Source organism: Kushneria sinocarnis, from assembly GCF_003633775.1.
GTDB classification, from domain to species: domain Bacteria; phylum Pseudomonadota; class Gammaproteobacteria; order Pseudomonadales; family Halomonadaceae; genus Kushneria; species Kushneria sinocarnis.
Window position 1 is genome coordinate 247,806 of the sequence record NZ_RBIN01000005.1, and the last position, 12,850, is coordinate 260,655.

General features: G+C 67.5%; 11 protein-coding genes. 7 read left to right on the top strand and 4 right to left on the bottom strand.

Features of this window, described 5'->3' with window-relative positions:
- Window positions 1-273: 273 nt before the first annotated feature.
- From C7446_RS09830 to C7446_RS09840, 3 genes are all read left to right on the top strand, one after another.
- Complete coding sequence (locus C7446_RS09830) at window positions 274-972, top strand: pirin family protein (RefSeq protein ID WP_121172932.1); 699 nt, start codon at window positions 274-276, stop codon at window positions 970-972.
- Window positions 973-1,121: 149 nt separating this feature from the next.
- Entirely contained in the window at window positions 1,122-1,529 is a 408-nt protein-coding gene (gene rbsD, locus C7446_RS09835) for a D-ribose pyranase (RefSeq protein ID WP_121173040.1), read from the top strand.
- Between the two features lie 61 nt (window positions 1,530-1,590).
- Entirely contained in the window at window positions 1,591-2,517 is a 927-nt protein-coding gene (locus C7446_RS09840) for a ribokinase (RefSeq protein WP_121172933.1), read from the top strand.
- Window positions 2,518-2,567: 50 nt separating this feature from the next.
- Here C7446_RS09840 and C7446_RS09845 read toward each other — a convergent pair whose 3' ends face one another.
- Together C7446_RS09845 and C7446_RS09850 are read right to left on the bottom strand one after the other, a co-directional pair.
- Window positions 2,568-4,097 carry a C69 family dipeptidase gene (locus tag C7446_RS09845; RefSeq protein WP_245977794.1) on the bottom strand — a complete coding sequence of 510 codons (1,530 nt, stop codon included), beginning with the start codon at window positions 4,095-4,097 and terminating at the stop codon, window positions 2,568-2,570.
- A 127-nt stretch (window positions 4,098-4,224) separates the two neighbouring features.
- A complete protein-coding gene (locus tag C7446_RS09850) occupies window positions 4,225-5,271 on the bottom strand; it encodes an NAD(P)H-dependent flavin oxidoreductase (protein ID WP_121172934.1) in 1,047 nt (348 codons plus the stop codon).
- 96 nt (window positions 5,272-5,367) lie between these two features.
- Between C7446_RS09850 and aroQ the strand changes: the two genes are divergently transcribed.
- The gene (gene aroQ / locus C7446_RS09855) at window positions 5,368-5,793 is read left to right on the top strand and encodes a type II 3-dehydroquinate dehydratase (RefSeq protein ID WP_121172935.1); all 426 of its coding nucleotides are present in this window, start codon (window positions 5,368-5,370) and stop codon (window positions 5,791-5,793) included.
- A gap of 251 nt (window positions 5,794-6,044) precedes the next feature.
- Here aroQ and shiA read toward each other — a convergent pair whose 3' ends face one another.
- On the bottom strand, window positions 6,045-7,361 hold the full coding sequence (shiA, locus tag C7446_RS09860; protein WP_211327932.1) for a shikimate transporter: 1,317 nt from the start codon (window positions 7,359-7,361) through the stop codon (window positions 6,045-6,047).
- Window positions 7,362-7,515: 154 nt separating this feature from the next.
- On the bottom strand, window positions 7,516-8,196 hold the full coding sequence (locus C7446_RS09865; protein WP_121172937.1) for a TetR/AcrR family transcriptional regulator: 681 nt from the start codon (window positions 8,194-8,196) through the stop codon (window positions 7,516-7,518).
- A gap of 169 nt (window positions 8,197-8,365) precedes the next feature.
- On the opposite strand from C7446_RS09865, the gene xdhA reads away from it, so the two are divergent.
- Genes xdhA through C7446_RS09880 form a run of 3 tightly spaced genes read left to right on the top strand, consistent with a single transcriptional unit; the run spans window position 8,366 to window position 12,850 of the window.
- On the top strand, window positions 8,366-9,802 hold the full coding sequence (gene xdhA / locus C7446_RS09870) for a xanthine dehydrogenase small subunit (protein WP_121172938.1): 1,437 nt from the start codon (window positions 8,366-8,368) through the stop codon (window positions 9,800-9,802).
- 2 nt (window positions 9,803-9,804) lie between these two features.
- Window positions 9,805-12,243: a xanthine dehydrogenase molybdopterin binding subunit gene (gene xdhB / locus C7446_RS09875; protein WP_121172939.1), complete on the top strand. Its 2,439-nt coding sequence runs from the start codon at window positions 9,805-9,807 to the stop codon at window positions 12,241-12,243.
- A 7-nt stretch (window positions 12,244-12,250) separates the two neighbouring features.
- The gene (locus tag C7446_RS09880; protein ID WP_281272347.1) at window positions 12,251-12,850 is read left to right on the top strand and encodes an XdhC family protein; all 600 of its coding nucleotides are present in this window, start codon (window positions 12,251-12,253) and stop codon (window positions 12,848-12,850) included.

The following is a 12,850-nucleotide window of genomic DNA, read 5'->3' on the forward strand; positions in this document are numbered from 1 at the left end:
ATGCCCACGCATATATTTTGCTGATCCAGTATTCCCGTACCATTACCGCCAAAAGATCGTTCGCTTGTCGTCCTTGCCGAATGACTTTGGAAACCATGCAGTTGCCCCGGGCAGTCACTTCTCGATGCGCCCTGGTCCTGGCGCAATGACCTTCTGGGCCTATTCGAAAAAATGAGATAGCCACGGCATCTTTTTGCGCTGGTCCTTGATGGGGGCGAGTGCAATGCTGGCGTTCACCCCCCGCATTCGCCCTTTTCCGACCAGGAGAGCCCCATGCAGACCCTGCGACCCGCTCAGGAACGCGGCCACGCCGATCACGGCTGGCTCGAGAGCTATCACTCGTTTTCGTTTGCCGACTATCACGATCCCGACCACATGCAGTTCAGCGCCCTGCGGGTCATCAACGAGGATCGGGTCGCCCCGGGCGGTGGCTTCGGGCTGCACGGCCATCGCGACATGGAGATCTTCTCCTATGTGCTCGCCGGCGAGCTCGCCCATCGCGATACGCTGGGCAACGGCTCGGCAATCGGTCCGGGGCGGGTCCAGCTGATGACCACCGGCACCGGCGTTCAGCACAGCGAGTACAACCACTCCGAGCGCGAGCCGGTGCACTTTCTGCAGATCTGGCTGCGGCCGCGTGAGCGCGGTCTGGCACCCCGCTACAGCGAGGCCGACTTCACGCCCGCCGACAAGCGGGGCCGCCTCTGCCCGATCGTCTCTTCTGACGGCCGCGAGGGGTCGCTGATCCTGCAGCAGGATGCGGTGGTCTACGCCACCCTGCTCGATGGCGATGAGCGCGTGACGCACGAGCTCGCCTCCGGCCGGCAGGCTTACGTGCACGTGATTCGCGGGCGGGTCAGCGTCAATGAGCAGCCACTCTCGGGTGGTGACGCCCTGATGCTCAGCGATGAACCGGCTATCCGCCTGACAGCCGGCGAGGATGCCGAAGTGCTGCTATTCGATCTGCCCTGAGCGGGCGATTCGACCAGGGGCGCACTCCGCGCGGCTCGTCACCCCCGGTGACGAGCTCCGGCTTGCCTCACTGAACCAAAGCGCAATCGCACCTGCCGGTTTTTGCCGTCATGCTGGCCCTTCATTTTTCCAGCTCCCGGAAGACGACCGTGAAGAAAGCCGGCCTGCTCAATGCCCCGCTGAACACCCTGATCGCCGAGCTCGGCCATACCGATGTGATCGCCATTGCCGATGCCGGGCTGCCGATCCCCGCTCATGTCCCCCGGATCGACCTGGCCATCACACCCGGCTTTCCCGACTTTCTCGGTGTGCTCGATGCCATGCTCGCCGAGCTCTGCATCGAGGGCGCCACCCTGGCCGAGGAGATCACCACCCGCAATGCCGGACTGGAACGGCAGCTCCGCCAGCGCCTGGACCGACTCACGCCGGCCATCACCCCCGTTCACCTTGCGCACGAGCACTTCAAGGCTCGCCTGCAGGAAGTCCGCGGCGTGGTGCGTACCGGCGAATGTACGCCCTATGCCAATATCCTGTTGCACTGCGGCGTGCCCTTCTGAAACATGCGCGGCTCCGGTAGCACCGCTCACCCTCATGCCCCGACAGCTTCCAGGTAATCCCATGACCACCCGCTTTCACCTGCACAACTACGGCTCGATCAACATCGATCATGTCTACCGCGTCCCCCACCTGGTGCGCCCCGGCGAGACGCTGGCCAGCCGGGAGTATCGCCCGGTACTGGGCGGCAAGGGCGCCAACCAGAGCCTGGCGATGGCGCGCGCCGGGGGTGATGTCACCCACTGGGGCCGGCTCGGCGAGAGTGACCGCTGGGCACTGGCGCCCCTGCGGGAAGCCGGCGTCAACGATGAGCAGCTCGAACTCATCGACGGCCCCAGCGGCCACACGGTCATCCAGGTCGATGATGACGGCGAGAACGCCATCGTGCTGTTCGGCGGCGCCAATCAGGGCTTTGACGCCGACCGGCTGGATACGCTGTTCGCCACCACGAGCCCGGGCGACTGGCTGCTGTTGCAGAACGAGTGCAATGACACCGCCGCCGTGATCGAGCGCGCCCTCGAGGCCGACCTGCAGGTCGCCTTCAACCCCGCTCCCATGGTCGATGCCATCCGCCAGCTGCCGCTGACCCGGCTGGCGCTGCTGTTTCTCAATCGCGGCGAAGCGGCCGCGCTGGCCGAGTGCGACGACAGCACCCCGACCGAAACCCTGATCCGGGCACTGACCGAGCGCTATCCCGGCCCGGATATCGTGCTTACGCTGGGCCGCGAAGGGGCGCACTTCCTGCCGGGCCGGACCGCCAGCGAGCTGCCCCGCTTCGAGCCCGCCCGCAGTGTCAGCGCGGTGGATACCACCGGCGCCGGCGATACCTTCATCGGCTACTTCCTGGCCGCCCTTCAGCACGGCCGTGCCATCACCGAGTGCCTGACCCGCGCCAGTGCCGCGGCTGCCCTCGGCGTCCAGCGCCCCGGCGCGGCCGACAGCATTCCGCTCAGGGAAGAGGTCGAACGCCTGTTGGCCGAATCGTCATGAAAACGGCCGCCCCGAAGGGCGGCCGCTCGCTCTGACAGGCACCGGGGGAGTTACTGAGCGTTCTTCGGCTGGTCGGGGTCGGCACCTGTCAGGCAGTTCACCGTCTCACCGCCCTGATCGTTGATCTGATCGCCACTCGGCCGGCGCTCGCCGCTCACCAGCCGGGTGTGGGCAGCCAGCCCATCGACCAGGGTGCGCCCGAGCTGCATGGCATCATTGGCCCGGGTGGTCGAATAGAAAGTCAGCAGCGATTCGGCGCGATCGCGCTTGCCCTGCTTGATCAGTGTGCGGGCCGAATCCTCTACCCAGCCGATATCGTTGAAGCTCTGCTGTTCGAAACCGCGCAGCATGTCCTGCACCATCGGCCGATAAATATCAGGCTTCTCGCACATGTAGTACATCACCTGCTTGAAGCGACGCCCGGCGAAATCGCTGGCTTCCTGAAGCGCGTAGTCGGGATTGAGAAAGTGCGAGCCTGCCCCCCTGGTGAGATAACGGTGCTGGGCAAAGGAGAGCGGCACCTGCTGTACCCCCAGCCACCAGGGAACATAGGGTGCGGCCACCGAGCCGGTGGGCGCCACCCAGATGCGCACCATGTCGGGATCGATGCCCTTTTCCAGTGTCACCACCTGACCGTAGCCGGCCTCGTCGTCGGAGATCCGATAGTCCCGGACCCGCTCGATCATGTCCTGCTCGCTGACCGGCGCCATCTCCCGGGTAGCCTCTTCCAGCTCGGCCTGGCTCATGTACTTGTAGCCACCGGTACGGGCCTGCGTATCCTGGCGACCATAAACCCGAAAGACATTGAAGGGCTCACCGCTGTCAGGGTCGAACCAGCCCTTTTGCTCGGCAAACGAGATCAGGTTCTTCGATCCCATGTAGTCGGGGTTATTCCGATAATCCTGTGGAAAATCCTGAATGTAGCCGGGATAGAGCACCCGCACGTCATCCGGCCCCAGTCGCTCGGCGGCCCACAGCCCCTGCCCGCCGGGGAACTCCCAGACCACCCAGGCTTCATCGGGGTCGGCGATCAGATGGGTATTGCCGCCATAGGTGGCATAACCATGCTTTGCAATCAGATCGCCGATCAGCTCGACGCCCTCCCGGGCGGTCTTCGCCCGCTCCAGCACCAGCCGCGCCAGGTCACTGTACTGCACGCCCCGCTGCGGCGTGGGCGTCATGTCGATCAGCTCCTTGCGCGCTGTCGCCCAGACATCGCGCACGGCCACTTGATGTTCGTTGACACCGCCATTGGTCAGCGGCGCCGGAAAGCCCTCGTAGTCCGAATAGGACATCGAGAGATAGCGATACGTATGACGCACCTCGGGAATCTCGATCAGCCGCCCGGGCATGGCCGCCGCCTCGGTCACGCCCACCTTGAGCGTTTCGTCGGGCTTGTGATCAGCGGCCGGCACGATCTCCAGCCAGTGGCTGGAGACTTCCTCGCCGGTACCGCCCACCAGCACGCCGCCGCTTTCGGTGAGATGCTTGCCTATATAGAAGGCATGGCTGGCCCAGCCCGACGGGCTGAGCGTCATCAGTGCGGCCGCCAGCGTCGCAATGATCGGTGATCGTGTCATGGGTTCCCCTGTTCTTGTGAAATCGGCAACCCGCTATCATAGACCATGATCACGATTTTTTATCCGAAAATGTCGATTCAATAACGGATCACACTGCGCCCTGCTCGCCGGCGCCTGTGCCCCGGGCTCACCCCGTCCCGGTCAGGGCCGCCACCAGCTCGGCCGCCGGCAGCGCCCGGGTCAGCGGGGCGCCCTGCCCCGCCCAGCAGGCATCGAACTCGTGACTGCCGGCGTCGCGGGCAGCGGCCGCCAGCGCCTTGCCGGCATGATAGGCACGCGGATAATCCGGTACCGGCGGGCGATCCGGTGTGTCCAGATCGCGCACGAAGCGGTTGACGATCGCCCGCGCCGGACGCCCGGAGATGGCGCTGGTCACCCGGGTCTCCAGGGCGCGCTCGCTGAGCAGCAGGGCGCGCTGGGCCTCGCCGGCCGACGATTCCGGACAGGCGATGAAGGCCGTGCCCAGCTGGGCAGCCCCGGCACCGGCGGCCAATACCCCCTCGATCGCGGCGCGATCCATGAGCCCGCCGGCGGCGATCACCGGGCAGGTGGTGCGTGCGGCAATCAGCCGGGTCAGGGCCAGGGTGCCGATCATGGCGTCGCCGCTGTCGGGATCGAATACCCCGCGGTGCCCGCCGGCCTCCGCCCCCTGGGCGATGATCACGTCAATGCCGGCGGCCTCGATGCGCTCGGCCTCCGCCGGCGTGGTGGCGCTCGCCATCAGCGTGATGCCGGCGCTTTTCAGTGCGCGAATGCGAGCGGCATCGGGAATGCCGAAATGAAAGCTGACCACCGCCGGACGGCGCTCGATCAGAAGGGTCAGCATCGCCTCATCGTCGATGAAGCTGGCATAGAGATTGTCGAACCGCTCGGGAGGCGCGGCTTCGAACTCGGCAAACGCCGGTGCCAGATGCGCCTGCCAGGCCCTGTCGACATCACCCCGTTCACGCGGCGGTGCATGGCAGAAGACATTGACGTTGAAGGGTCGATCGGTCAGCGCCCGGGTAAGGGTAATCAGCTCACCGGCACGTCCGGCATCGACCGCACCCACGGCGATCGAGCCCAGCGCACCGGCGTTGCTGACCGCCGCCGCCAGTTCGGGGGTCGAAATGCCCGCCATCGGGGCCTGAACGAGCGGCAGGGTACAGGGCAGAAAATCGGGAGCGGGCAGCATGACAGCACTCCAGCGGATGAGTTACGAACGGCTTCCACTACGCTCTACAGGATGCGACGATCAGCTGCTCTCTGCCATCCCCTGCTCGGAGTCGTCATGAAACTGCTGGTGCTCAACGGTCCCAACCTCAACCTGCTGGGTCAGCGCGAACCCGACATCTACGGTCACGAGACGCTGGCCGATATCGAAAACGGCCTGCGCCGGCAGGCGCTCGCGGCGGGCGTCGACATCGATTTCCTGCAGACCAATCATGAAGGCGAACTGATCGAGCGCATCCATGCTGCCCGTCAGGAGGCGGACGCCATCATCATCAATCCGGCGGCCTGGTCGCACACCTCGGTGGCACTGCTGGACGCGCTCAATGCCTTCGAAGGCCGGGTGGTGGAGGTGCATCTCTCCAACATCCACCAGCGCGAAGCCTTTCGCCACCACTCGTATGTGTCGGCCCGCGCCGACGGCGTCATCGCCGGGCTGGGCAGCTTCGGCTATCAGGCCGCGCTGGATTTCCTGCTGCGCTGCTAGCGGCGCGTGCCGCCCGAATCGCGACTGAAGTCGCTCCTACACGGGTGGGCCCGGCGGTCACAACCGCACCAGCCCCGGTTGCCGGCCTCCTCAACCAGGAGATATCCACCCCGGCACCCGGCATCCAACGGTCCCTGCAGAAGCGGCGTCAGCCGCGAGGACCTGATGCCCCATCCCGCCAGCCCGCTATGGTTTTGCAGGAGCGACTTCAGTCGCGATAACCGGCAGCACGCTCACGGACAAGGGCGTTCCTACGCCCGCGTTTCACTGCGCCGGTTCATCCACACCGCACCCAGCACCGACAGCGCGCAGCCCACCGCCAGATAGACCGCGACCGGCACCCAGCTGCCGCCGGCCAGGTCGACCAGCGCCGCCGCAATGAAGGGCGTGAAGCCGCCGCCGACCACGCTGGCCACCTGATAGCCCACGCCGGCGCCGCTGTAGCGGTAGGCGGTGCCGAACAGCTCGGCGAAGATCGGCTGCTGCACGCAGACCACCATGTCGTGCGCCAGGTTGGCGAGAACGACCGCAAACAGCACGATCCACACCACCGAGCGCGCCTCCAGCGCGAGAAAGAAGGGGAACGCCGCCAGCACGCCGATGCAGGCGCCGGTGAGATAGACCCGGCGCCGTCCGAAGCGATCCGCCAGCCATGCAAAGCAGGGAATCGTCACACAGCTGATCGCGCCCACCAGCAGGCCGATGTTGAGAAAGAGCTCCCGCGACAGGCCGAGATTGACCGTCGAGTAGCTCAGCGCAAAGGTGGTGACGATATACATGGTGAACAGTTCCGCCAGCCGCATGGCGATGATCACCACAAAGGCCTGGGGATGGCAGCGCAGCGCCTCGAACACCGGCGGTCGGGCCGGTTTCTCGCGCTGCCGGGCGGCCTCGACGAACTCCGGTGACTCCTCGAGCCGGGTACGGATCAGCAGCGCCAGGCCGACCAGCACCAAGCTGAACAGAAACGGCAGCCGCCAGCCCCAGCTTTCGAAGGCGGTCTCGCTGAGCAGGTGACTGAGCAGCGAGACACTGCCCGTGGCCAGAATCAGGCCCACGCCATAGCCCACCTGCACACCGCTGCTGTAGAAGGCCCGCCACCCCTCGGGCGCGCTCTCCACCGCCATCAGCGCGGCACCGCCCCACTCGCCGCCCACGGCAAAGCCCTGAATGGCCCTGAGCACCACCAGCGCCACGGGTGCCCACAGCCCGATCGAGGCATAGGTTGGCAACAGTCCGATCAGTGCCGTGGCCACGCCCATCATCATCACGGTGAGCAGCAGCATCCGCTTGCGCCCGAGCCGGTCACCGAAGTGACCGAATACCACGCCCCCCAGTGGCCGGAACAGAAAGCCCACGCCGAAGGTGGCCAGCGACGCCAGGGTGCCGGCTGCCGGGCTGACATTGGGAAAGAACTGCGTGTGGAAGATCAGCGCGGCCACGATGCCGTAGAGCAGGAAATCATACCAGTCCACCACTGCCCCGATGAAACTGCCCAGCGCCGCACGGCGCGCCTGGCGGGCTGTCGACAGGCGCTGCTCCGCCCCGGCGGTCATTGCTGCATTCACGTTCACGTCATCCTCTCGGCCGCTGCATCCCTGGCCCCGCGCTTGCGAGGATCGGCAACCATGCCATTGCCGCCGGGCGGCGTCCATTCGCGGGCCCTGCATCAGCCTTGTCGTGGTGCAGCAGCGCTCGCTTCTGCACTTCCCGAGTGCATTATCAGGTGCCGGGCGTCTGCAGACCGCAGCCGCTGAGAATCATGTGGCAGAGGAAATCGGCGATGCGGCGATCATCGGCATCGCTCAGCTGTTCACGGCCGGTCAGCGCCAGCACCTGGGCTTCATAATCGGCGTAGTGCTGGGTCGCCGACCAGATCAGAAAGATCAGCGCCCGCGGCTCGACCCGCACATCCAGCCGCCCTTCGCTCCTCCAGCGCTCGAAAATGGCCGCGCGGGTATCCACCCACTCGCGCAGCGGGCCGCGCAGATACGCCTGCAGCAGCGGCGCGCCCTGCAGGATCTCGCTGGCAAACAGCCGGGAAGCCTGCGGATGACGGCGCACCAGCGCCAGCTTGGCGTGAATGAAGCGCGTCAGCACGGTAGCGGGGTCATCCTCGACCGTGATCTCGTCGAGCAGGGCATTCCAGCGCGCCATGGTGCGCTCCAGCAGTGCCACGTAGAGCCCGCGCTTGCTGCCGAAGTAGTAGAGCAGGTTGGAACGGGGCAGTTCGGCGGCATCGGCGATCGCCTGCAGGCTGCCGCCGCGATAGCCGTGCGCGGCAAACACGCCCTCGGCGGCGGTCAGAATGTGCGCCTCGTTGCGCGCCCGAATGGCGCCGGCCGCCCCCTCTGCCGGTGTGACCGCATCGGCCCTGCCTGGTTCTCCGATGATATCACTCATGCGTTTTCCATTGGCAAGACGAACAACCCTCGACGCAGCGCAGCATGCGCACTCTCGCGATACTGACGCAATCCGCGACCAGGGTCGAATCGCCGGGCTCCGGCATTTCCTGAACAATTGGTCAGGAAATTGCATGATCAGGGGCAGCGAATCATCAGGAGGTCGAGTCATGCTCACATTTACCCTCAACGGGCGGCCTTGCAGCTTCGATGCCGTCGCGCCGGAGACCACGGCACTGGCACTGCTGCGCGGTCGTGCCGGGGCCTGCGGCACCAAGGAGGGCTGCGCCTCCGGCGACTGCGGCGCCTGCACCATTGCCATCGGCACCCGCAATGACCGTGGTGGCCGGCACTATCACAGCGCCAACGCCTGCATCACGCCGGTCCATCAGCTCCAGGGGCAGGCCGTGGTCACGGTCGAAGGGCTGGCGCACGGCGACGGGCTCCACCCGGTGCAGCAGGCGATGGTCGATCAGCACGCCAGCCAGTGCGGCTTCTGCACCCCGGGCATCGTGATGTCGCTGTTCTGTCTCGATCACGAACGCCGCCGCCGGGGGCTCGCCGGGCCGCCCGATGACGACGCCATCGAGGCCGCGCTGGGCGGCAACCTGTGTCGCTGCACCGGCTATCGGCCGATCCGCGACGCGGCGAAGAGGATGCACACCCTGCCGGCGGCCCAGCTCGCACCGGAGGAGGCATCGGGCGACCCGGCGCCCGAGACCGCAGCCGACAGCGCGGGGTTTCATCGCCCGGCCACCCGTGCCGATCTGATCGAGCGCCTGCGCCAGCATCCGCAGGCGCGGCTGATCGCCGGGGGCACCGATCTGATGCTGGCGCATACCCTGGCCCTGGAGCCGCTCGCGCCGCTGATCGATCTCTCCGCCATTCCCGAATTGCAGCACATCGACGAGGATGAGGCCGGCTGGTGGATCGGCGCCGGCGTCACCTACAGCCGGCTCGAGCCCCTGCTGGCCGACACCCATCCGGCCTTCCTGCAGCTGCTCGAACGCCTCGGCTCGCGCCAGATTCGCAATCGCGCCACGCTCTCCGGCAATCTCGCCAACGCCTCGCCGATCGGCGATACCCCGCCGGTCCTGCTGGCCCTCGGCGCCCGGCTGCGCCTCAACGGGATTCACGGTGCGCGCGAACTGGCCATCGACGACTTCTTTACCGGCTATCGCCGGACGGCGCTGGCCCCCGGCGAATATCTCGAGGCCGTGCAGCTGCCGCGGCTGCAGGCGGGCCAGCGGCTGCTGGCCTGGAAGCTCAGCAAGCGCCGCGAGGATGACATTTCGGCCGTCATGCTGGCCCTGCGTACCACCGTGGATGACCGCGGTCGGCTCGTGAACGTGCGGGTGGCCTGTGGCGGCATGGCGGCCACGCCACAGCGCGCCCGCCGGGTGGAGCGCCAGCTCGAGGGCCGCGTATTCGAGGCCTCGACCCTGGCCCGGGCCCGGGCCGCGCTGGCGGAGGACTTCGCCCCGATCGACGACGTCCGTGCCAGCCGCGAGTATCGGCTGAACGCCGCCGCCGGCCTGCTGACGCGCGCCTTTCATCAGCTCAACACGCATCCCGCCGCCATCCCGATGACGCTGGAGGAGGTCTGACCATGCGCAAGCTGATTCAACCCGGCACCTCGGCATCGACGGTAGCGCCGGGGCATGCGGCGCCGCACGACAGCGCCGTCGGCCATGTCACCGGTCGTGCGGCCTATATCGATGATCTGCCGGGGCCCGCCGACATGCTGCAGCTGGCCGTGGGGCTCTCACCGCATGCCCACGCCCGCATCACCCGGCTCGATCTTGATGAGGTGCGCCGCCAACCCGGGGTGGTGGATGTCATCACCGCGGCCGATATCCCCGGAGTCAACGAGGTCGGCGCGGTCTATCCCGGCGATCCGCTGCTGGCCGAGGGCAAGGTGCGCTACGCCGGCCAGATGGTGTTTGCGGTGCTGGCCGATACCCTCGACAACGCCCGCCGCGCCGTGCCCCATGCCGCGATCGATTATGCCCCGCTGGACGCCGCCCTCGATCCGGTGGCCTCGATTGCCGCCGGGCTGACCGTGCTGCCCGAACACGTCCACGAACGGCCGCTGCCTGCCCCGGCACTGGATCGCGGGGCGACGATGGCCAGCGACACCCAGACCAGCGGCAACGCTCCGGCAGCACTGGCCCATGCACCGCATGTGCTCGCCGGCGAGCAGGTCATCGGCGGTCAGGAGCACTTCTATCTCGAGGGGCAGATTGCCCAGGCCGAGGCACTCGATGACGACGGCCTGAGGATCCTGACCTCCAGTCAGCACCCCAGCGAGGTGCAGAAGCTGGTCGCCGAGGTGCTGGGGGTGTCGCTCAATACCATCGTCGCCGAGGTGCGCCGGATGGGCGGCGGCTTCGGGGGCAAGGAGAGCCAGGCCGCCGCCCTGGGCGCGCTGGCCGCGCTGGCCGCGCAGCGCAGCGGCCGGGCGGTCCGCTTTCGCCTGCCACGGGCGGACGACATGCAGGCCACCGGCAAGCGCCACGGCTTTCACAACCGCTACCGGGTCGGGTTCGACGACAGCGGCCGGCTGACCGGCGCCGATATCGAGCTGATCGGCAACTGCGGCCATTCGCCGGATCTCTCCGAGGGCGTGGTCGATCGCGCCATGTTTCATGCCGACAACGCCTATTATCTCGGCGATGCCCGGGTCACCGGTCATCGGGCGATGACCCATACCGTCTCCAACACCGCCTTTCGCGGCTTCGGCGGCCCCCAGGGGATGATGCCGATCGAGGCGGCAATGGACGACATCGCCCGCCATCTCGGCCTCGATCCGCTCGATGTGCGCAAGCGCAATCTCTACGATCACGAGCGCTGCGAGACCCATTACGGCCAGACCGTCGACCAGCCGCTGATCGGTGAGCTGATCGAGACGCTGGAAGCCTCCAGCGATTATCGCGCCCGACGTCATGCGATCACGGCCTTCAACGCCACCAGCCCGGTGATCCGCAAGGGCCTGGCGCTGACGCCAGTCAAGTTCGGCATCTCCTTTACCGCGCAGCACCTCAACCAGGCCGGCGCGCTGCTGGCGATCTATACCGACGGCAGCGTGCTGATCAATCATGGCGGCACCGAAATGGGCCAGGGGCTGCACACCAAGGTGTGCCAGGTAGTGGCGCGCGAACTGGGACTGCCCCTCGAGCGGGTACGCATCAGCGCCACCCGCACCGACAAGGTGCCCAACACCTCGCCGACCGCCGCCTCCTCGGGCGCCGATCTCAACGGCATGGCCGCACGCGAGGCCGCGATCACCCTGCGCGAGCGGCTCTGCGAATTCGCCGCCGGCTGGCTCGGAGTGCCGGGCGAGTCGCTCTCGCTCGCCGACGAGGCGCTGATCGCCGGTGAGCGGCGCATCGGCTGGCACGAGCTGATCCAGCAGGCCTACATGGCGCGGGTGCCGCTCTCCGCCACCGGCTTCTACGCCACGCCGGAGATTCACTACGATCGCACCACCGGGCGCGGCCGGCCCTTCTACTATTACGCCTGGGGCGCGGCGGTCAGCGAAGTGCATGTCGATACGCTGACCGGCGAGTACCGGGTGGCGCGGGTGGACATCCTTCACGACGTGGGCGACTCGCTCAACCCGGCGATCGACCGCGGTCAGGTCGAGGGCGGCTTCGTGCAGGGCATGGGCTGGCTGACCTCGGAAGAGCTGAAGTGGGACGAGGCGGGCCATCTGCTGACCACGGGGCCGGCGACCTACAAGATTCCCACCTGCGGCGACGTGCCCCGCGACTTCCGGGTGCAGCTGCTGGAAGGTCATCCCAACTCGCAGGCGACCCTCTATCGCTCCAAGGCAGTGGGCGAGCCGCCGCTGATGCTGGCCATCTCGGTCTGGTCGGCACTGCGCGATGCCATCGCCAGCCTGGCTGACTACCGCATCAGCCCGCGGCTGGATACCCCGGCCACGCCGGAGCGGGTGCTCACCGCCTGCCGGGCACTGCACGAGGCCGAACCGTCCACCGCCCCCGAACCCGATGGGACCACCGCCGATGCGCCGCTGGCGAAGTGAGCCGAACATGACTGCACCACGCTGGTTCGAAGCGCTGGCCGACTGCCAGCGCCGCGGCATCGCCCACGCCTGCGCCCAGATCGTCACCAGTGCCGGCTCGACCCCGCGCGAGCCCGGCAGCCAGCTGGTGGTGACCGCAAACGACGCCTTCGATACCCTCGGTGGCGGCCGCTTCGAACAGCAGGTCATCGACACCGCCCGGGCGGCGCTGGCACGCGGTGAGGCGGGCTGCCGGCTGGAGAGCTTCTCGCTGGGCGCCCGCTCGGGGCAGTGCTGTGGCGGCCACGTCGAGGTGCTGATCACCCTCTATCCGGCCCCCGGGATGCGGGTGGCGCTGTTCGGCGCCGGCCACGTCGCCCGGGCGCTGGAGCCGCTGCTCGGCGGACTCGGCTGGCGCGTCGACTGGTTCGATACGCGCGCGCCCGAGACGCTGGGCACCATCGACACGGCCGCGACCACCTGCTGTCATTTCGGCGTCACCGCCGAGGCGCAGCTGAACCGGCTGGCGCCCGGCTGCCACTGCCTGGTGATGACCCACGATCACGCCCTCGACGAGCAGCTGCTGGCGGCGCTGATCGCCCGGGGGACCAGGCCTCGCTGGGGCTGA

Bases quoted from the DNA above. Each gene is read 5' to 3' on its own strand.
- C7446_RS09830 (WP_121172932.1), top strand. From the start codon at position 274: ATGCAGACCCTGCGACCCGCTCAGGAACGCGGCCACGCCGATCACGGC.
- C7446_RS09840 (WP_121172933.1), top strand. From the start codon at position 1,591: ATGACCACCCGCTTTCACCTGCACAACTACGGCTCGATCAACATCGAT.
- C7446_RS09845 (WP_245977794.1), bottom strand. From the start codon at position 4,097: ATGACACGATCACCGATCATTGCGACGCTGGCGGCCGCACTGATGACG.
- C7446_RS09850 (WP_121172934.1), bottom strand. From the start codon at position 5,271: ATGCTGCCCGCTCCCGATTTTCTGCCCTGTACCCTGCCGCTCGTTCAG.
- aroQ (WP_121172935.1), top strand. From the start codon at position 5,368: ATGAAACTGCTGGTGCTCAACGGTCCCAACCTCAACCTGCTGGGTCAG.
- C7446_RS09865 (WP_121172937.1), bottom strand. From the start codon at position 8,196: ATGAGTGATATCATCGGAGAACCAGGCAGGGCCGATGCGGTCACACCG.
- xdhA (WP_121172938.1), top strand. From the start codon at position 8,366: ATGCTCACATTTACCCTCAACGGGCGGCCTTGCAGCTTCGATGCCGTC.
- xdhB (WP_121172939.1), top strand. From the start codon at position 9,805: ATGCGCAAGCTGATTCAACCCGGCACCTCGGCATCGACGGTAGCGCCG.
- C7446_RS09880 (WP_281272347.1), top strand. From the start codon at position 12,251: ATGACTGCACCACGCTGGTTCGAAGCGCTGGCCGACTGCCAGCGCCGC.